Below are 18,496 nucleotides of genomic sequence, written 5' to 3'. Positions count from 1 at the left end.
CCTCACCCCACGAAAGGCGCCCGTACTCAGTCGAGTACGGGCGCCTTTGCGTATGTCGTCAGTCGTTCGCCAGCTCGGGTGGGAAGCCGCCGGTTGCGATCGGTCCCCAGTCGGTGACGGTGACCGCGATGAGCGACTTGCCCTGGTCGCGCATGGCCTGGCGGTATTCGTCCCAGTCGGGGTGCTCGCCGGAGATGCAACGGAAGTACTCGACCAGCGGCTCGACCGAGTCGGGCAGATCGATCACTCGAGCCGTGCCGTCGAGCTGGACGTAGGCGTCGTTCCAGTCGTCGGACTGGATCAGCAACGACACCAACGGGTTACGTCGGATGTTCGCAGCCTTGGCGCGCTGAGGGTAGGTGGAGATCAGCACTTCTCCCTGCTCCCCCACACCACAGGTGACCAGCGACAGCTGGAGGCCGCCGCTGCGCTTGTGGGTGACGAGCGTGGCCCGGTGGCGAGTGCGGACGAAGTCCAGTAGCGCGTCACGATCGACGCGCTGTGCGGTGGCGATGCGAGGTGACATGCTTCGATCGTAGGGGCGTCGGCACCGGTGCGGTCCCACGTGCTCGGGTCGACGATGGAGCGTTTCGGGGCGTTGCTGCGTCATACCGTGTGACCCGGTGAGGAAAGCGGAAGGACCAGGGGACATGAAGCGAATCACGTCGTTGACCACGGCCACGGTGGTGCTGGCAACTGCCGGGATGTTGAGCGCGTGCCAGCAGCAGGACGGCCCGGCGGTCACCGCCGGCACGGCGTCGTCGCAGGCGACCGGCGGCGCGGACGCCGCGCCGACGTCGACCGGCGGGTCCAGCAGCGGGCCGTCGAAGTCGTCGGACTCCGCGAGCTCCGGCACGTCGACATCGTCCGGCAAGGTCGGACCCGAGGACGGCGCACTGGGCGACGACGGTGGTTGGTATGCCGAGGGCAGCAAGGTCACCTTCGTCTACAACAACGGCATCCGCTTCACCGTCGACGCCGGCGCGCCGGTGACCGACCTGCATCACACCAACAGCAAGACCCCCAAGGGATCGCTCACGCTGACCGACAGGCAGGCGACGTGGGTCGCCGCGAGCGGAGTGCCGTCCACGGTGAACACCAAGGGCGCCGGCGTGATCGCGGATCCGTCCGGCGTCATCGGGGTGCTGCCCGACGGCTCGGTCACCTGCGCCAACAAGAAGGGGCTGCAGTTCGTCGGCTCCGACGGCGCCAAGGGTTCGGCGGACGAGAGTGGCCTCTTCTACGTCGACAAGTCCGGAAAGAAGACCGTGGTCGGCAAGCAGCCGGACGGTGGCAAGCTCGCCGGTCGGTATGTCGTCTGCAACGTGGGCAACACCTCGACCGTCGACCTGAAGGCCGATGTGCTCTTCGCCTTCGGCAGCGCGAAGCTGACACCGAGCGGCAAGCAGGTGGTCGACCAGTCCGCCATCTCGATCAAGTCGCACGTCAAGGGCAAGACCGTCGCCGTGGTCGGCAACACCGACTCCAAGGGCAGCGACGCGTTCAACCTGAAGCTCGGCAAGCAGCGCGCCGATGCCGTCGCCGCGGAGTTGCGGAGCAAGCTGCCCGGCATACAGCTGAAGGTCACCAGCAACGGCGAGTCGAAGCCGATCGCCGCCAACACGAAGTCGGACGGCTCGGACAACCCGACCGGCCGTGCGAAGAACCGCCGGGTCACGATCTCCTGGCCCAACAAGTAGCCCCGTTGATCGTAGCGCTGGAGGAGTCCCGCGCTATATCGCTCAGACTCGCGGATTACTCTCGGCCACATGGCTTTTCGTAACGTGACCGACGTCCGGACCGCACCCATCGCCGCCCTCGGACTGGTCGGTGGATTCCTGACCGCCCGCGAGACCGGCATCCGCCCCCTCGGTGGTGTCGTACTGGCGGCAGCCGGTGCGTATGCCGGCCGCACCTGGCTGGCCAAGTCCGGCCCGGCCGGCACGGCCGCACTGAGCGCGCTCTACCTCGGGTCGTTCGGTGCCTCACACCCGCTGGCGAAGAAGATCGGCGCGTGGCCGTCGGTGTTCACCGCGGCTGCCGTCAGCGCGGGCGCGGCATACCTCGTGGCGGACCGGGGCTGACACCGTCCAGCGCCGACGCCTCAGTCGATGAGCACCGCGCGCCGGACGCATTCACGCAGCAGTTCACTACGAGCTCGGTGGACCCGCTTCGACTCCGCCGCGGTGGCGGCGTAAACGTTGCTGACCGGTGACCAGGCCATCGACATACCGATGACCAGCGCCATGATGTCGAACGGATCGCCCGGTTGCACCGACCCGGCTGCCTGACCCTCGGCGATGACCCGCAACTTCCGGTCGTCCAGCCGATCGACGTCCTCGACCAGGTGCCCGGCCGGACGGCGCTCGAGGCGGTGCCACGTGGCCAGCCGGATGAGGTCCGGCCGCCGCAGGTATTCGTCATACAGGCGCACCGCCCAGTCCGCGAGGTCCGCCGACTCGAGTGGGACGACCTCGACGATCCGCTCCAGCGACGCCCCGAAGATCGCGTCGAACAACCCGTCCTTGCTGCCGAAGTAGGCGTAGAGCTGCGCCTTGTTGGTGCCGGCAGCGGCGACGATGCGCTCCACCCGGGCGCCGGCGATGCCGTGCTCGGCGAACTCGGCGGTCGCCGCGTCCACGATCCGGCTGCGCGTCGCGGCCCCGCGCGCTGTCAGTTCCTTGTCGGGCATCACCCCACGCTACACAACAGACCGGTTGGTTTGTTTTTTGCCGCTGCGCGGCCGTACGCTGAAATAGACCGAATAGTCTGTTTAAGGATGACCTCATGCGAAGCACCCGAGGCTGGGCCGCTGCCGGACCCACCACCGTGCGCACGACTCTGCTCGAGCGGCGCGAGCTACGGCCCGACGACGTCGCCGTCCGCGTCGACTACTGCGGCGTCTGCCACAGCGACCTGCACGCGCTGCACTCGCACGCGCCCGGCTCCACGGTGCCGCTCGTACCCGGTCACGAGTTCACCGGTGTCGTCACCGACATCGGCAGCGCTGCCCGACGCTTCGCGGTGGGTGACCCCGTCGCGGTCGGCAACATCGTGGACGCGTGCCTCAGCTGCGACACGTGCGAGGCTGGTCAGGAGAACTTCTGTCGCGAGTTCCCCACACTGACGTATGGCGGGACCGACCGGCGAGACGGCCTGCCGACGTTCGGCGCCTTCGCCCGCGAGTACGTGGTGCGCGAGGAGTTCGCCTACCCGCTGCCCGCACCCCTCGACCCCGCTGCCGCAGCACCGTTGCTCTGCGCCGGGATCACCGTCTGGGAACCGTTGCGAACATTGGGTGTTGGGCCCAAGACTCGGGTCGCCGTCGTCGGGCTGGGCGGTCTCGGCCACTTGGCCGTCAAGCTGGCAGTGGCGCTCGGCGCCGAGACGACGGTCATCAGTCGCTCCGCGGACAAGGCCGACGACGCCCACCGGCTCGGCGCGCAGGGCATGCTGGTGTCCACCGATGCCGCCGCGATGTCCGCGGCCCGCGGTCGCTTCGACGTCATCATCGACACCGTCGCCGTCACCCACGACCTCGGCCCCTACCTCGCGCTCCTCGCCCTCGACGGCGCGCTGTCGCAGGTCGGTTATCTGGGGCCGGTCTCCGTCGACACGATGGATCTGCTGATCGGGCGCAAGAAGCTCACCTCCGCCGGCAGCGGTGGCCGGGCGCACACCGCGGAGTTGCTCGAGTTCTGCGCGGAGCACGACGTGGTGGCGGACATCGAGCTGCTGCCGTCCTCGCGGGTCAACGAGTCGCTGGAGCGACTCGGCCGAGGTGACGTGCGCTACCGGTTCGTCCTCGACATGTCGGATCTGGACACTCCTGCCCAGTGACGGCTCAGGCCAACCCGGTCCGGTAGGCGATGACGACCAGCTGTGCGCGGTCGCGCGCGTGCAGTTTGGTCATGGCTCGCTGCACGTGGGCGCGGACGGTGAACGGGCTGAGGTACATCTGCTCGGCGATCTCCTCGTTCGACCTCCCGGTCGCGACGTGCGCGACCATCTCCCGCTCACGCGGTGTGAGTATGGCGAGCTCCTCCGGCACCGGTGATCGCTCGTCGTCCGCCGGCGTCGCCAGGAATCGCTGCACCAGTGACCGGGTCGCGGCGGGCGACAGCAACGTCTCACCCTCCGCGATGGTGCGGACGGCGTTGATCAGGTCCGCTGCGCCGATGCCCTTGCCGATGAATCCGCTGGCGCCCGCCCGCAACGCGTGCGCGACGTGTTCGTCGGTCTCGTACGTCGTCAGGATCAGGATGCGACTGTCCTCGAGCTCCGGGTCGGCGCAGATCTGCGAGGTCGCGCTCAGGCCGTCCTGGTCGGGCATCCGGATGTCCATCAGCACGACGTCCGGGTGCAGCTCCCGGGTGAGGCGCACCGCTTCCCGACCGTCCGCGGCCTCGCCGACCACGGTGATGTCGTCGGCCGTTTCGAGCAACGTCCGGAACGCCTCCCGCAGCAGCGCCTGGTCGTCGGCGAGGAGCACACGCAGTGTCACGACGGCTCACCTGTTACCGGAGACGTGGATCCTGTTGCGGGCTGCGGCTTTTCGGTGTCCGCAGGTTGCGTCTCCTTGCGAGGCGGGACGGGCAGCATGACCGAAACAAGGAAGCCGCCTTCCTCGCTGCGACCGGCGGACATCTCCCCGCCGACCGCGGTGGCGCGCTCGCGCATGCCGATCAACCCGAACCCGGGTGCACGCCCCGACCCAGGTGCCGCGGCGGACACACCACCGCTCGGCGCGTCGTTCGCGACGGTGATCCCGACGCGGTTGCGACCCCAGGCGAGGCCGACCCGCGCGCGGCGGGTCCCCGAATGTTTGGTCACGTTGGTCAGTGCCTCCTGGATGATGCGATAGGCGGTCAGGTCGACACCGGGCGGCAGCGGCCGGGGCGTGCCTTCCTGGGTGACCGTCACGTCCAGACCTGCCCGGCAGAAGTCCCCGACGAGGGTCTCGAGACGGGAGAGTCCGGGCGCGGGCTCGGCCGGCGCGGTCGGATCGTCGGACTGGCGCAGCAGGCCCACGGTCGCCCGCAGGTCGTCGAGCGCGTTGCTCGTCGTCTCGACAAGCGAGTCCAGGTTCTTGCGGGTCCGCTCCGGCTGACTGTCGAAGAGGTGCGACGCGACCGTCGCCTGGGCGTTGGCGAGCGTGATCTGGTGGGCGACGACGTCGTGCAACTCCCGCGCGATCCGCAGCCGCTCCTCGGCCACCCGGCGTCGCGCCTCGACGTCGCGGCTCTGCTCCGCGCGTTGCGCGCGCTCCTCGACGGCCGCCAGGTAAGCACGGCGGTTCCGGGTGGCATGACCCAGGATGCCGGCGACCAGCGGCAACGCCACGACCGATCCCAACCGGCTGCCGTCCTGCCAGGAGAGCGCACCGGAGAACGAAGCCGTGGCCACCAGCAGTGCGACCCCGACCAGGAGGAACGCCGCCGCCGGCCGCCATTCGAGATGTATGGCGAGTGCATATGACGCGATCACGGCCGGCACCACGATCAGCGGTGTCAGCAGCAGTCCGACGGGTGTGACCAACATGCCGCAGGCGATGGTCGCGGCCAGCACGGCCACCGGTTGCCGATGCCGCCACAGAAGCGCTGCACAGGACAGCGCCGCGACGCCATACGTGACGGGCGGCGGCCGGCCCAGGCTGTTGTCGACCTGCGCCACTCCCCCGAGGATGCAGCACAGGAAGGCCGTGAGCAGAACGGCGCCCTCCGACCGCCGCCACTGTGGGCGGGGCCGGAGGACGCCGATGTCGTTCGTCATACCGATGTGAGCACCCGGTCGTGCTTGGCCAACGACTCGCCCTCGATGTCCACCTTCGGAAGCACACGATGGAGGATACGTGGCATCCACCACGCGCGCCGTCCGAGCAGAGCCAGCACCGCGGGCATGATCGCCATACGGACCACGAACGCGTCGAAGGCGACCGCGAACGCCAGGCCCACTCCCATCGTCTGGATGGTCGGGCTGTGGATGCCGATGAAGCCGGCGAACACGCTGCACATGATGATCGCCGCGGCGGTCACCACCCGGCCGCTGTGCCGGAAGCCTTCGATGAGCGCCTCCCGCGGTGGTCGGCCGTGGACGTAGGCCTCGCGGACCCGGGTGAACAGGAACACCTGGTAATCCATCGCCAGGCCGAAGACGATCCCGATGATCAGGATCGGCATGAGCGACATCACCGGTCCGGTCTGCTCGGTGCCGATCAGGTCCGCGGCCCAGCCCCATTGGAAGACCGCGACGAGCACTCCGAAGGCGGCGCCCACCGAGAGCAGGAAGCCCAACGCTGCCGTGATCGGGACCAGGACCGAACGGAAGATCACCAGCAGGAGCAACACCGCCAGCCCGATGACCACGGACAGATAGGGCAACAGAGCGTCCGACATCGCCTGGGAGATGTCGATGTTGACCGCTGTCGATCCGGTCACGAAGACGTCGGCGCCGGTGTCGGCCTCCAGAACGGACGCCTCGTCCCGGATGTGGTTCACCAGGTCCGTGGTCTCTTCGCTGGTCGGTGCGGTCTCCGGTATGGCGGTCAGGACCGCGGTGTCACCGGCCTTGTTGAGCACCGGTTCGCCGACCGATGCGACACCGTCCATCTGCTGGAGCGTGTCGACCACCCGGTTGGTGGCGGCCTGCGGGTTGTCGGCGGAGGCCGTGTCGACGACGACGGTCAGCGGTCCGTTGAAGCCCGGCCCGAACCCTTGGGAGAGCAGGTCGTACGCGTCGCGCTGCGTCGTGCCGACCGGCTTCGACTCGTCGCCCGGCAGGCCCAACTGGAGGCCCAGGGTCGGGAGCGCGACGGCGCCGAGCCCCAACACGGCGATGATCAGCACCTTCAGCGGGCGGCGCAGCACGAAACCCGCCCAGCGGCCGGCCAGCCGAGGCCGCTTGGCGCGGACCGGCCTACCGCGCCGCCGCGCCCTGCGGATGGAGCGGGCCAGCACCCGGTTGCCGAACTTGCCGAGCAACGCGGGCACCAGCGTCAGGGCGACCAGTACTGCGAGCGCGACCGCACCCGCGCCGCCGAGGCCGATCTTGGTCAGCTCCGGGATCCCGACAACACTCAAGCCTGCGAGGGCGATGATGACGGTCGCGCCGGCGAACACCACTGCGGATCCGGCCGTGCCCAGCGCTCGACCGACCGCCTCCTCCGGCTCTCTGCCCTGTGCTCGCTCGTCGCGATAGCGGGAGGTGATGAAGAGTGAGTAGTCGATGCCGACAGCGAGTCCGAGCATCAGCGCCAGGATCCCGACCGTGGAGGTCAGGCCGAGCGGCACGGACAACGCGGTGACGGCGCCGAACGCGATGAGCACTCCGGTGAAAGCGGTCAACAGGGAAAGCCCGGCGGCGACCAGCGACCCGAGGGTCAGGATCAGCACCACGGCCGCGACGACGACACCGATCATCTCGGTCGTGCCGCCGGGTTCGACCTCGGCGTCGAGCGCATCGCCTCCGATCTCCGCGGTCAGGCCCGCGTCTCGAGCGTGCTCGGCCGCATCCTCCAGCGCACTCTTGGTCGAGTCGCTCAGGCTGGTGGCGCCGGCCGTGTAGGTGATCGTCGAGTAGGCGATGGTGCCGTCCTTGCTCACCGCCTTGTCGTCATACGGATCGCTGACGGAGGCGATCTGGTCACCGTCCTTCAGCGAACCGAGGGTGTCCTCGACGGCCGCCTGCTGGCCGGGCGCGGTGATGCGTTGCCCGTCCGCGGCCTTGAACACCAGCCTGGCCTCGGCGCCTTCGGCGTCGTTGCCGGGGAATCGTTGGTTCAGCAGGTCGAAGGCCTGCTGCGACTCGGTGCCCGGCATCGTCAGGTCCTCCTCCTCCCCGGACGGTGCGGCCACCGCCGCGACGATGGCAAGCACCGCCGCGACGAGCCACATGCGGGCCACGAGCCGCCGGCGCCGGAACACCCACCGCCCGACCCTGCTGAGAAGTCTCGCCATCGTCATTCACTCCAGTCATGTAGTTCGTGGGAGCGTGAGAATCACGCGACTTCAAGACTCGTCGGCGAGGACCTGTCTGACATCGTGCTCAGCGACCGTCTTCGCCTAGTGCGCTCGCACCAGACCGGGCGGCACCCTGGTGCCGACAAATGCGGTTCCGGTTCGGGAGCCCGCGTCGTAGAGTGACCTTCATGTATGACGCGCAGCGCACGACGACGCCGGATCACTCCGGCTGCGCGGTGCTGCACTGAACAACCTGCACATCAACGCCCCGGAGTCATCTCCGGGGCGTTTTTCGTGCCGCGGGTGACTTCGGGCCCGACAACTCGAGGACGTCATGAATTCACCTGTCAATGAAGCACATCCGCCCCATGATCACCGCGACCTCGGTCGTGATCTCGACCTCTTCGCGGGCGACCCGCTCGTCGGGTCCGGGCTGCCGTTGTGGCTGCCCGCCGGCTCGGTGATCCGCGACGAGCTGGAGCGGTTGGCCCGCGACATCGCCCGCGCCGACGGGTGCGTCGGCGTGCACACCCCGGTGCTGGGCAAGCGTGCGCTCTTCGAGAAGTCGGGGCACTGGGCGAAGTTCGCCACCGACATGTTTCCCCCGATGGCACTGGGTGACGAAGCGCCCGGTGACCAGCTGGTGTTGCGTCCGGCGAACTGTCCGCACCACGCGATGGTGTATGCCGCCCGTCAGCACTCCTACCGCGAATTGCCGCTTCGTTTCAACGAACTCGCGCCGATGTTCCGTGCCGAGCGGTCCGGGGTGGTGTCCGGGCTGACCCGGGTCCGGCAGATCAACCTGGACGACACTCACGTCTTCTGCCGGCCGGATCAGGTCGCAGACGAGGCGGAGCGAGCGCTGCGGTCGGCGTTGCACGCGCAGCGCGTGCTCGGTATGCCGGTCGACTACGTGCGCCTGTCGCTGCCCGATGCCGATCCGGGACAACTGGGCGATCCGGCACGGTGGGCGGAGGCCGCCGAGGCATTGCGGCAGGCGTGTGCGGCGGTCGACCTGGCGTCATACGGGCTGGAGGTGGTGGAGGCGCCGGGCGAGGCCGCGTTCTACGGGCCGAAGCTGGACCTGCAGGTGATCGACGGCAATGCTCGCTTGGCGGGGTCCCCGCGAAGTATCGGAGGAGCGGAGCGGGGGAGAACTTCGCGGGGTGTCGGTGAGACCATCGCGACCGTGCAGCTGGACTTCGTGCAGCCGCAGCGTTTCGACCTCGTGTATGACGGCCCGGACGGCTCCGAGCACCAGGTGGTGATGATCCACCGCGGCACCGTCGGGTCGATGGAACGGGTCACCGCCGCGTTGCTCGAGCGGTATGCCGGGCGGATGCCGTTGTGGCTCAACCCGATCCAGCTGCGTGTGCTGCCCGTGTCGGAGACGGTCGACGACGTCGCGCGAGGGTTCGTCGATGCGTTGGTGGCGCGTGGGCTGCGGGCCGAGCTGGACGCTTCCGGGTCCCTGGGGGCACGGATCCGCGCGAGCCGAGCACGCCGGGACTACGCGTTCGCGGTGCTCGGTGAGTCCGAGGCCGTCGACGGGTCGGTGCAGGTCAACGACGTCTTTGCGGGCTACCGCGGCTCGGTCCAGCGGGGAGCCGTGGTCGACATACTCACTGATGCGTATGCCGCCCGCTGCGCGCTCAGCTGGCCACCAACCCCCGCCGAGTGACGGCTTCTTCGCCGAGTGACGGTCCTATTGGGCCGTCACTCGGCGAAGAAGCCGTCATTCGCGATCAGTCGACCGGCTCTTCCACTGCCAACTTCCCGTCGACCAGGCGGATCACCTCGTCGTCCGACCCGAGTGTGCCGAGGTCGTGGGTGACGACCAGCGTGCCGAGTCCACGCTCGTGGGTGAGCGTCCGCAACAGGTCGACGATCGCGACACCGCGTTCGTGATCCAGAGCTGACGTGGGTTCGTCGACCAGCAGCAGCTCGGGGTCGCCCATCAACGCGCGTGCGATGCCGACCCGCTGTCGTTGTCCGCCGGACAGGGTCGACGGGCGCTTGTGCATGACGCTGCCCAGACCGACCTGCTCGAGGAGGTCCTTCGCATGTTGTGTGGTCGCCGCCGAACGATCTCCGTCGAGTCGCGCGACCATCTGCAACTGCTCGAGCGCCGTGAGCGAGCCGAGCAGGTGCGGCTGCTGGAAGACGAAGCCGATGTCGCTGCGTCGCAGGTCCGTTCGGGTCTTGGCGGTCGCCCCGCCGACCTCCCGTCCGGCCAGTCGGACGGTGCCCTCGGTCGGGGTGAGCAGCAGCCCGGCAACCGCGAGAAGCGTGGACTTGCCCGAGCCGGACGGCCCTGTGACTGCGAGGAATTCGCCCGGTGCGACGGTCAGCGAGACGTCGCGCAGTGCATAGGTCCAGCCCTCCCCGTCGCGGAATCGCACTGTCACCTGGTCGATCTCGAGCGCCTGCACATCCATACCTTCCGCCATACCTCTCGTCATCGCGCACCTGCCAACGCTGTCAACGGGTCCACCGTCACCACGCGCCGCAACGCGGCGGTCGCGCCGAGCAGGCCGACCGCGACCATCAGGGCGAACGGCACGACGACGGTGCCCAGGTCGATCACCACCGGCACCTGACCACGCACGGCCAGCCCGAGTGCGAACGCAGCCGCGGTGCCGATGCCGCCACCGAGCAGCAGGGTGAGCAGTGCCTGCCCGAGCGCGTCCCGCAGCAGGTAGGTGGTGCGCGCACCGACGGCCTTCAGCACCGCCAGATCTCCCTCCCGCTGCACGGTCCAGACCGTGAAGAAGGCGCCGATCACCAGCGCGGAGATCGCGATGAGCAGCCCGCGGATCATCGTCAGCGAACCGTTCTCCGCCGAGTAGGACCCGATGGTCGACAGTGAGTCGGCACGCGACTTGCTGACCAATCCTGTTGCAGTGTCGAAGGATTGGGCGTCAAATCCTTTACCCGTCTGCAGGGCGAGCACCGTGCCCTCACTGCCGGCCGCTGCTCCCGTATGCCGCCACAGCGAACGCGGCACCCACACCACCGGCACGTGACTGAACGAAGCGTCGTCCACCACCTTCGCGACCCGCAACGTCGTGCCGTTGACGGAGATCGAGTCGCCAGCACGGATCGTGTGGTCCTTCACGAGTTCACTGCTGACGACGGCACTATCCGGGCCGATTCCCGACGGTGCGACCGCGGCCTTCGGGTCCACACCGAAGAGGGTCGCCGGTGCGGGCGTGGAGCCGACCGTGACCCGGGTCGTGCTGATGCCGATGGGATCCGCCGCGTTCACGCCCGACTGTGTCCTGGCCTTCTGCAGTGCGGCGCCGGTGATCCGGCTGGTCGACATCGAGAGCGTCTCGCCCGAAGCCGGCCGTTCGACGGCAATCTGGTCCGCGCGCAGCGACGTGATCGCCGACGTGCTCTGCCGGCCGAGGCCCTCCGTCAGGCCGGTCAGCATGACCACCAACAGGGTGATCAACGCGATGGCGCCCGCCATCAGGGCAAATCGGCCGCGGGCCCACCACAGGTCCCGGATCGCCAGGAACACTTCAGTTCTCTCCTTCTCGAGCAATGGAATTCGGTATGTCGTCCAGTCAACGGCCGATACGCGCGGAAGACATCGGGCAGACGGTGGAACCCGCTGATGGCCTTCGATGGAGCCGCGGGTCAACCGTTCGATGGATGCTGCAAGGGCGCGCGGACGGGCACCGATCCATTAGCGTTCGCTTCGATGCTCGAAGACCACGCCTCGACCGCCGGTACGTCGGTGATGCGCGCCCTGCAACTGGCGATGCACGGGCTCTTCGTGCTGCTGCTGCTGATCGGCACGATCCGCGGTGCCCAGGAGTCGTCGCACCCGGCGCCGCTCGTCCTCGGCTGCGTGCTGCTCTTCGCCTGGTATGCCGCGGGCCTGCGCCTCACTCCGATGCGGTTCGGTGAGCGACGTGCGGTCGCCGGACGAGTGTGGTTCGTGGTCCTGTTCCTCGGTTGGGCCGCGTTGGTCGCGGTGTCCACCGAGCTGAGCTGGGTGGCATTCGCGCTCTTCTTCCTCGCGCTGCACCTGTTGCCGCGCTGGTTCGCACTCGCGGCAGTGGTCGCGGGCACCCTCGTCGTGATCGTGGCGCAGTTGCACCAGCCGGACACGGCCACGGTGCCGTCGATCCTCGGTCCGTCGATGGGCGCGATCGTGGCGGTCGGCATCTCCTGGATCTATTCGGCGCTGCGGCAGGAGAGCGAGCAACGTCGGTTGCTCAACACCGAACTTGTTGCGGCACAAGAGGATCTGGTCGCCACGAACGACGCGTTGTCCGGAGCGCAGCGCGAGTCCGGCGTGCTCGCCGAGCGTGCCCGCCTCGCGCGAGACGTGCACGACACCGTCGCGCAGGGGTTCTCCAGCATCCTGCTGCTGTCCCGGGCCGGGCTGGCCGGGCGGCGCGATCCCGAGCAACTGGTCGAGGTGCTGCGCCAGATCGAGGAGTCCGCGGCGACAGGGCTGGACGATGCACGGACCGTCGTGCACGCCCTCACTCCTTCGGATCTCGAGCGGTCCCCGCTGTCCGCGGCGCTGCAGCGCCTCGTCGACCGGCAGGGCGGGGACCTCGATGCGCAGTTGGTGATCGACGGTGAGGAACGACCGTTGCCCACGGCGATCGAGGCCGCGCTGCTGCGGATCGCGCAGGGCGCACTGTCCAACGTCCGTCAGCACGCGGGTGCCACGCGAGTGGTCATCGCCCTCGGTTTCGGAGACGTGCTGACGCTCGACATCACCGATGACGGTGTCGGCTTCGACGCCACCATGCCGATCGTGCCGAGCGCGGCAGGCGGGTTCGGCCTGCGCGCCATACGAGAACGGGCGCGGGACGCCGGTGGCCATGCCTCCGTCGAGTCTGCGCCTGGCGAGGGCACCAGTGTCCACGTCGAGGTCCCGGCCGAAGGGCCGCGATGACCAGGGTGCTGCTCGTCGATGACCATCCCGTCGTGCGCACCGGGTTGCGAATGCTGCTGACGGCGGCCGGTATCGAGGTGGTCGCCGAGGCAGCCAACGGCCAGGACGCGGTACGGCTGGCCGGTGAGTATGACGTCGACGTCGTCCTCATGGACCTGCAGATGGGCCCGGGCATGGACGGTGTCGCCGCGACGGAGCGCGTGCTGGCCGCACCGGACGCGCCGCGGGTGCTGATCCTGACGACATACGACACGGACCAGGACATCCTGCGCGCGGTCGAGGCCGGTGCCTCGGGTTATCTGCTGAAGGATGCTCCGCCGGACGACCTGGTCGATGCCGTGCACCGCGCCGCGCGCGGCGAGACGGTGCTCGCCCCGGTGGTCGCCGACCGGCTGCTGGCCAGGTTGCGCAGTCCTCGCCCGACGCTGAGCGGCCGCGAGCTGGAGGTGCTGCGGCAGGTGGCGCTGGGACGTCCCAATCGCGAGGTCGCCAAGGAACTCTTCCTCAGTGAGGCGACGGTGAAGACGCACCTGGTGCACGTCTTCGAGAAGCTGGGCGCCGATTCCCGCACTGGTGCTGTCGCGCGCGCCCGCGAACTCGGTCTGCTGCGCGACTGAGCAGTCTCTCCTCCTGTTGGCGGATGGAGCCAGCCGATTCCGCGGCCCAGGTAGCTGTCCCGTGACCCGATCTCTCATTCGAGACTGAGCTGGGCACGGGACTGCGTGCCGCGCCCATTTCCCTGATGGCTACCACCGAATGTGGAGCGGGCTACTGTGCCGAAGTGTTCGAAGTTCCGTTTGACCGCGTCCACCACTTCGCTCGCATCCGGATCGGCTTGCCCGACGGCGCGAGCGCACGATTTCTGGTCGACACCGGCATCGGAATCACCATCGTCTCCACAGGCCTGGCCCGTAGCTGTGACTTCATCAAGACCGGCGACAGCTACACCGGCCACCGCATGTCAGGGCAGGCGGTCGAAGTCCCCCTGGTCGAACTGCCGTCGCTGGAGCTCCGTAGCGCAAGCCCCGCTGCGGCGTCCGGCGGTTTCGCCGTCGTGTCCGGACTCGCAGGCATCGCTGACCTTGGCGCGACGGACGGGCCTGAAGGCTTCGACGGCATCATCGGTCTCGACCTGCTCGGCGAGCTGATCCTCACCATCGATCCGTTCAGGTCGGTAGTCGGCCTGGGCGCACTGCCCGCCTCGGCTGGCGCACCCCAGATCGACGTACCTGTCCGAGTCCGCCGCGACGGCCCGGCCGTCGACCTGCGAACCGACCTCCAGCTGCCGGATGGCACTGTGACCGAGGTCGAGATCGACACCGGTTCAGCGGCAACGATTCTGGATGACCGCTTCATGAAGTCCTGCGCAGTCGACGGCACGGAGAGGGGAAGGCGCACGGACGAAGGCATCGACGAGACCGGCCACGACTACGTGCGGCGCTTCGTCCCGATCGAAGGAGACATCAGCATCGCCACTGCGCCCGAGACCGTACTTCGAGGTCCGACAGTGATGTTCCAGGACATCGCGCTGAACGGACTGATCGGTACCGAATTCCTCGACCGATATGTGCAGACCTACGACATCGGCCGCGGCGTCATGGCCCTCACCACGCCGGTGACGTAGTTGCCTACCCGCCCGTCGACGTAGAGACTTCGGCACTGAGTTCTCCGCGTGACAGTCGTCTTGATCGGGTGGACGATGGCTGCAAGGAGGGCTAGCCGTCCATGTCCCGTGATTCTTCGCGTTACGCCGACATTGTCGAAGTACCCGATGTCGTCGGTCTGCAGGTCCGCGACGCGGCCCGGGTGGCCTACGTCGCCCGCCTCAAACTCGCGCAACCGGACCCGGATGGACCACCACTGGCTGCTCTGACCTGGCCCGACGACTACTGGGTCACCGAGCAGGAGCCACCTGCGGGATCAAGTCGCCAGCGTTGGGATCCGCTCGTCGTTCACTGGTCGGCTTCGCCGGGCCGGGCCGGTGTTCGCGAGCCGCGACGACCGTCCTCGCCGGTAGGCACGCTTACCGGCGAGATCGACCCACCGACGGACCGTTAGCCGATAGCCCACTGGGCACTGTCATGCCCCGGATCAGCACACCGCGGTCAGTGGTCAAGGTGTCGGCTCGCGTCGCGGGAGCTGTGCAGCACGCGGACGACGAGGATGACGGGATCCTGATCGGGGGCGTCGCGGTAGAAGACTCCGTACGGGAATCGCCGCATTCGAGCTCGTCGCAGGCCAGGGAACCCCTCCACTGGTGGCGCGCCGTGCGGAAACGCCCTGATGCGGGAAACCACCATGTCGAAGGCGTCGGCGAAGTTGTGGCTCAGCGCGGGATCGATCCGCGCGTAGTGGTCCCGGGCGCGGCGCAGATCCGCGACGGCGTGCTCGCCGAGGGCGACCGTCACTCCTTCGGCCACAGCTCATGGCGGACGTCGTCCCATTCGCGTTGCGCGCCCGGGTTTTGGTCGAACTCGTCGAGAGCCTCGGCAAGGGCGCGACGCTCTGCGTCGGACGGAACGTAGACCGACTCGCCGAAGTGCGTGCGCAGCGCCTCTTGGATCACCTCCGAGCGAGAGCGATGCTCGATGCCCCGGGCCCGCTCGACCAAGTCGTACAGTTCCTCGGGCAACGTGATCGCCACCTTGTGAACCACGGCACCACCTCCACTCAGTATGACTAAATCATACCGTTGATAGGGCTGCCCTCGACAACCATTACGACGCCGACGGGGCCTGCCGGACTGAATCGTTCAGCTAACCGCATGCCTCGCACACCGATCGTCAAACGGGAATTCTGCGCCAAACCGTCGGTCGCCACATGTCGGGCAAGTCGAGCCGACCTGGTCAATGACGTCGCGCCCGTCGAGCGACGTCTCGCATCCGGCGCTCCACTGTGGACTTGCAGACCGGGTCGGTCTCGCTATCTCGTTCGGCGAGCATCGTCACCAACTGTTGGTCCGGCGGCCCCTATTGCCAGGCTGGAAGGCGTTCATAGAACCAAAGTTCAAACTCACCGATGGTGAGCAGACCGTTTCCGAAGCCGTCGATCCAGATCCAATAAGAATCGTCGGCACTCCCGCGGATCGGCATGCCCTGCTCGATGAGCATGTCAATCAGAACAGCCCGCGACTCCCAGAATGAAGCCGAGGGGCGAAGACACGCGACCTCCACAGTGGCCGGCGTGTTCGAGCCGGTCGCCAGCAAAGCGACCGCAATGGCGATCGCGTCGCGCATCTTCGGAACACGCGTCGTCTGCTCATCTACGGTCACGACCTGCAAAGCAAGCCTCCGGAGACGAGCGACGATGACCCCAGGGCCGGAAGTGCGGCCGAGTGCCCGGAACGCCACGTCTGACCGCGCGGAGCCTGTAGAACCGAGGCATGGACATTGCATCGGGGCAGCAAGTCGTCTTCGCGAACAAGGTCGCCAAGGGGTTCAACACCACCGACGTGCCACTTGAGTTCTGCCTACTGCAAGGGGAGATTGCGGAGGCGTTCGAAGCGTGGCATCGCGGCACAGGCACCGTGGGCGAGGAGCTGGCCGATGTTGCGATCTACCTGCTCGGACTCGCGGAGATTCTGAACGTCGATCTCCAAACTGAGATCGAGCGAAAGATCGATAAGAACGCCAATCGCGAGTACACCCGGTCGGAAGGTGGCGCCTTCGTGCGTCTCAGTGAAGGTGAGTCGTAAGCACCGCTCCGGACGCGGATGCCTGCCGGAGGCAGACCGCTGCCGTCTCGATGGTGGATTGACACGCGGGGCGTGCCACAAGACGTTCGCCATAGGAAGCACCATTGGTGCAATCGCACACTGAGACGTGCTGTTCCGTCGCGTGGCGACGCTCGTTCCCGTTACCTCGTTCGCCTGGACGTCCCGGGACCCGGGCCTGCTACGGCACGCGCGTGTCGAACCGCCGCGCGGCTCAGGCTGCTGCGGTCTGGTGGCCTGCCATCAGCCCAGGTGTGAGATCCCAGCGCACGCGGTCGGGTTGTATGTCGGCGGTGTAGCCCTTGCGGTGCACGGTCTGGTGGTGTCGGCCGCACAACATGGCCGAGTTCGCCAGGGAGGTTTCGCCGCCTGCCCACCACGGCCGGACATGATGCACTTCGCAGAAACCCGGTGGCCGGTCACAACCGGGGAACGTGCACCCGCCGTCGCGCAGGATGACCGCGGCCCGGATTGCTCTGGTGGCCAGGCGTTCTCGCCGTCCGACGTCCAACGGTGCGCTGGGTCCGCCGAGCACTGCGGGGATCAGGTCCGCGGTGCACGCGAACCTTCGTGCCGCACCGGCGTCGACCGTGTCACCGGTGGTCGTGGCCGCCGCGCCGAGGCCTTGGGTCAGGGTTTCCAGGCCCATGGTCAGCAGCACGGTGGCGGCACTGGATTGGGTGCCTTCCCCGGTTGCTGCGCGGGCACCGGCACCGACCAGGTCCAGCAGCGCGTCGACGCGTCGTTTGCCCGGGGTCCGCTCGTCACGCACCGATTCACCAGAGTCCACGGTCGAATCGGAGTCCTCGGGTGCATTGTCGGCGCCGAGTCCGAACGCCGCACCGGTACCGCCGGCACGACTCGGCCCCGAGGGCTCATGGGGCCTCGATACGCCGGCTCCCCCGCTACGCTCCTCCGCCGCTACTCGACCACCATCGGCAGGCTTCGCGGGATCGGGTGCGGACTTGGCGTTGATGGCGTCTTTGAGGATCGCGGCGTTCGCCGGCGACAACTCCGCCACCAGCCGAGTCATGCCGGTCGGGGTGGTGGACCAGGTCAACGACTCAGTCCGCTCCAGCTTCTCGTCATTGTCGGAGAGTTTGTCGGGGTCGAACCGGGCGATGATCTGCCGCGTCAACTGGGTGAGTCCGGCACACCCGAGGGCGGGGTCGAGTTGCAGGTACCAACCCAGAATCTCCTCACGCTCCGCAGTCGGAATCACGGGGGCGACTTTGTCGGCCTGGGTGAGCGCGGTCCGTGCGGACTCCACCGAACACGAACCGTCCCGCAACGCTTGCGTGATCACCGCGTTCTTTCGGTCCCGGCACGCATCAGCGACCGACGCCATCGCCCGCACCGTCTTCGGTTCCACCGGCACCCCATCGGCCAAGTGCCCAGCGACCCACTGCGCAGTGTTCGCCGCATCGGACCGGAGCAAACAGCCCTGTTCGACCGCGTCCGCCGTCACGAGCGTCGTCACCTGCGCCGCCCGTCCGTGCCACCGCAACAACACTGACACCAAGTCGCCCACCTGCGCCTCGCCGAGCTGATGCACCACACGCGGCACCTCGTCCAGCAATTGAACAGCAGCCTGCAGCCCGGCGAGCACTTCCGGTCCCCGCCCCGGCTCCGCGATCCAGGCACCATTCACTGTCGAATGATCAATGGTCATGGCGTGAATCCCCCTCCCCTGTAAGCGGTTTCGCTCAAATACAGGATACCGCGAAGCACTGTCAATGGCTAGGGCTTCATCGAACATATTTCGGTATTTCCGCGCGGCGTGCCCTCCGCGAACGGCCTCGCACGCTTGGATTCACTCAGGGTTGAGCTCAGCCCGACCGGACTCGATCCCAGTGGCGGACAACGACCACGCCAACTACATACCGGACCTCGACAGCACGG

20 protein-coding genes are annotated in these 18,496 nt (G+C 68.0%); 9 read left to right on the top strand and 11 right to left on the bottom strand.

Features of this window, described 5'->3' with window-relative positions:
• Positions 1 to 58 precede the first annotated feature (58 nt).
• Positions 59 to 526 carry a PPOX class F420-dependent oxidoreductase gene (locus IEX71_RS06285; RefSeq protein WP_188836132.1) on the bottom strand — a complete coding sequence of 156 codons (468 nt, stop codon included), beginning with the start codon at positions 524 to 526 and terminating at the stop codon, positions 59 to 61.
• Positions 527 to 650: 124 nt separating this feature from the next.
• Between IEX71_RS06285 and IEX71_RS06280 the strand changes: the two genes are divergently transcribed.
• Both IEX71_RS06280 and IEX71_RS06275 read left to right on the top strand, forming a co-directional pair.
• Complete coding sequence (locus IEX71_RS06280) at positions 651 to 1,700, top strand: OmpA family protein (protein ID WP_188836131.1); 1,050 nt, start codon at positions 651 to 653, stop codon at positions 1,698 to 1,700.
• A gap of 69 nt (positions 1,701 to 1,769) precedes the next feature.
• Positions 1,770 to 2,084, top strand: coding sequence for a hypothetical protein (locus IEX71_RS06275; protein WP_188836130.1), 315 nt, complete (start codon positions 1,770 to 1,772; stop codon positions 2,082 to 2,084).
• 20 nt (positions 2,085 to 2,104) lie between these two features.
• Here the strand turns inward: IEX71_RS06275 and IEX71_RS06270 are convergent, their stop codons facing one another.
• A complete protein-coding gene (locus tag IEX71_RS06270; RefSeq protein WP_188836129.1) occupies positions 2,105 to 2,692 on the bottom strand; it encodes a TetR/AcrR family transcriptional regulator in 588 nt (195 codons plus the stop codon).
• A gap of 95 nt (positions 2,693 to 2,787) precedes the next feature.
• Here IEX71_RS06270 and IEX71_RS06265 point away from each other — a divergent pair, with 95 nt between their 5' ends.
• Positions 2,788 to 3,840 carry an NAD(P)-dependent alcohol dehydrogenase gene (locus IEX71_RS06265; RefSeq protein ID WP_188836128.1) on the top strand — a complete coding sequence of 351 codons (1,053 nt, stop codon included), beginning with the start codon at positions 2,788 to 2,790 and terminating at the stop codon, positions 3,838 to 3,840.
• A 4-nt stretch (positions 3,841 to 3,844) separates the two neighbouring features.
• Here IEX71_RS06265 and IEX71_RS06260 read toward each other — a convergent pair whose 3' ends face one another.
• The 3 genes from IEX71_RS06260 to IEX71_RS06250 are packed head-to-tail and all read right to left on the bottom strand — an operon-like array spanning position 3,845 to position 7,955.
• Positions 3,845 to 4,504: a response regulator transcription factor gene (locus IEX71_RS06260; RefSeq protein ID WP_188836127.1), complete on the bottom strand. Its 660-nt coding sequence runs from the start codon at positions 4,502 to 4,504 to the stop codon at positions 3,845 to 3,847.
• Positions 4,501 to 5,772 carry a sensor histidine kinase gene (locus IEX71_RS06255; protein WP_188836126.1) on the bottom strand — a complete coding sequence of 424 codons (1,272 nt, stop codon included), beginning with the start codon at positions 5,770 to 5,772 and terminating at the stop codon, positions 4,501 to 4,503. Before IEX71_RS06255 ends, IEX71_RS06260 begins: the two co-directional genes overlap by 4 nt.
• Entirely contained in the window at positions 5,769 to 7,955 is a 2,187-nt protein-coding gene (locus tag IEX71_RS06250) for an MMPL family transporter (RefSeq protein WP_188836125.1), read from the bottom strand. The genes IEX71_RS06255 and IEX71_RS06250 overlap by 4 nt, the downstream gene beginning before the upstream one ends.
• A 337-nt stretch (positions 7,956 to 8,292) precedes the next feature.
• Between IEX71_RS06250 and IEX71_RS06245 the strand changes: the two genes are divergently transcribed.
• Positions 8,293 to 9,639 (top strand): aminoacyl--tRNA ligase-related protein, encoded by a 1,347-nt coding sequence (locus IEX71_RS06245; protein WP_188836124.1) that lies wholly within the window; start codon positions 8,293 to 8,295, stop codon positions 9,637 to 9,639.
• A 64-nt stretch (positions 9,640 to 9,703) separates the two neighbouring features.
• Here the strand turns inward: IEX71_RS06245 and IEX71_RS06240 are convergent, their stop codons facing one another.
• On the bottom strand, positions 9,704 to 10,420 hold the full coding sequence (locus tag IEX71_RS06240; RefSeq protein ID WP_229749520.1) for an ABC transporter ATP-binding protein: 717 nt from the start codon (positions 10,418 to 10,420) through the stop codon (positions 9,704 to 9,706).
• Positions 10,417 to 11,484, bottom strand: a complete 1,068-nt coding sequence (locus IEX71_RS06235; protein ID WP_188836123.1) for an ABC transporter permease — start codon at positions 11,482 to 11,484, stop codon at positions 10,417 to 10,419. Before IEX71_RS06235 ends, IEX71_RS06240 begins: the two co-directional genes overlap by 4 nt.
• A 183-nt stretch (positions 11,485 to 11,667) precedes the next feature.
• Between IEX71_RS06235 and IEX71_RS06230 the strand changes: the two genes are divergently transcribed.
• The 4 genes from IEX71_RS06230 (at position 11,668) to IEX71_RS06215 (ending at position 14,940) form a co-directional block, all read left to right on the top strand.
• Entirely contained in the window at positions 11,668 to 12,882 is a 1,215-nt protein-coding gene (locus tag IEX71_RS06230; RefSeq protein WP_229749519.1) for a sensor histidine kinase, read from the top strand.
• A complete protein-coding gene (locus IEX71_RS06225) occupies positions 12,879 to 13,499 on the top strand; it encodes a response regulator (RefSeq protein ID WP_188836122.1) in 621 nt (206 codons plus the stop codon). The genes IEX71_RS06230 and IEX71_RS06225 overlap by 4 nt, the downstream gene beginning before the upstream one ends.
• Positions 13,500 to 13,663: 164 nt before the next feature.
• Complete coding sequence (locus IEX71_RS06220; protein ID WP_188836121.1) at positions 13,664 to 14,506, top strand: pepsin/retropepsin-like aspartic protease family protein; 843 nt, start codon at positions 13,664 to 13,666, stop codon at positions 14,504 to 14,506.
• 101 nt (positions 14,507 to 14,607) lie between these two features.
• The gene (locus IEX71_RS06215) at positions 14,608 to 14,940 is read left to right on the top strand and encodes a PASTA domain-containing protein (RefSeq protein WP_188836120.1); all 333 of its coding nucleotides are present in this window, start codon (positions 14,608 to 14,610) and stop codon (positions 14,938 to 14,940) included.
• 47 nt (positions 14,941 to 14,987) lie between these two features.
• Here IEX71_RS06215 and IEX71_RS06210 read toward each other — a convergent pair whose 3' ends face one another.
• The 3 genes from IEX71_RS06210 to IEX71_RS06200 form a co-directional block, all read right to left on the bottom strand.
• Positions 14,988 to 15,302, bottom strand: coding sequence for a type II toxin-antitoxin system RelE/ParE family toxin (locus IEX71_RS06210; RefSeq protein ID WP_188836119.1), 315 nt, complete (start codon positions 15,300 to 15,302; stop codon positions 14,988 to 14,990).
• Positions 15,287 to 15,538, bottom strand: coding sequence for a ribbon-helix-helix protein, CopG family (locus IEX71_RS06205; RefSeq protein WP_188836118.1), 252 nt, complete (start codon positions 15,536 to 15,538; stop codon positions 15,287 to 15,289). Before IEX71_RS06205 ends, IEX71_RS06210 begins: the two co-directional genes overlap by 16 nt.
• Before the next feature lie 313 nt (positions 15,539 to 15,851).
• Complete coding sequence (locus tag IEX71_RS06200) at positions 15,852 to 16,154, bottom strand: hypothetical protein (protein WP_188836117.1); 303 nt, start codon at positions 16,152 to 16,154, stop codon at positions 15,852 to 15,854.
• Between the two features lie 110 nt (positions 16,155 to 16,264).
• Here IEX71_RS06200 and IEX71_RS06195 point away from each other — a divergent pair, with 110 nt between their 5' ends.
• A complete protein-coding gene (locus tag IEX71_RS06195; RefSeq protein ID WP_188836116.1) occupies positions 16,265 to 16,576 on the top strand; it encodes a MazG-like family protein in 312 nt (103 codons plus the stop codon).
• Between the two features lie 232 nt (positions 16,577 to 16,808).
• Here the strand turns inward: IEX71_RS06195 and IEX71_RS06190 are convergent, their stop codons facing one another.
• The gene (locus IEX71_RS06190; RefSeq protein ID WP_188836115.1) at positions 16,809 to 18,266 is read right to left on the bottom strand and encodes an HNH endonuclease signature motif containing protein; all 1,458 of its coding nucleotides are present in this window, start codon (positions 18,264 to 18,266) and stop codon (positions 16,809 to 16,811) included.
• Positions 18,267 to 18,496: the final 230 nt, after the last annotated feature.

Origin of the sequence: Flexivirga endophytica (assembly GCF_014640635.1) — a bacterium.
Lineage (GTDB): Bacteria > Actinomycetota > Actinomycetes > Actinomycetales > Dermatophilaceae > Flexivirga > Flexivirga endophytica.
The sequence above is the reverse complement of the archived record's forward strand: the minus strand, read 5'-3'. Positions and strand labels throughout refer to the sequence as shown.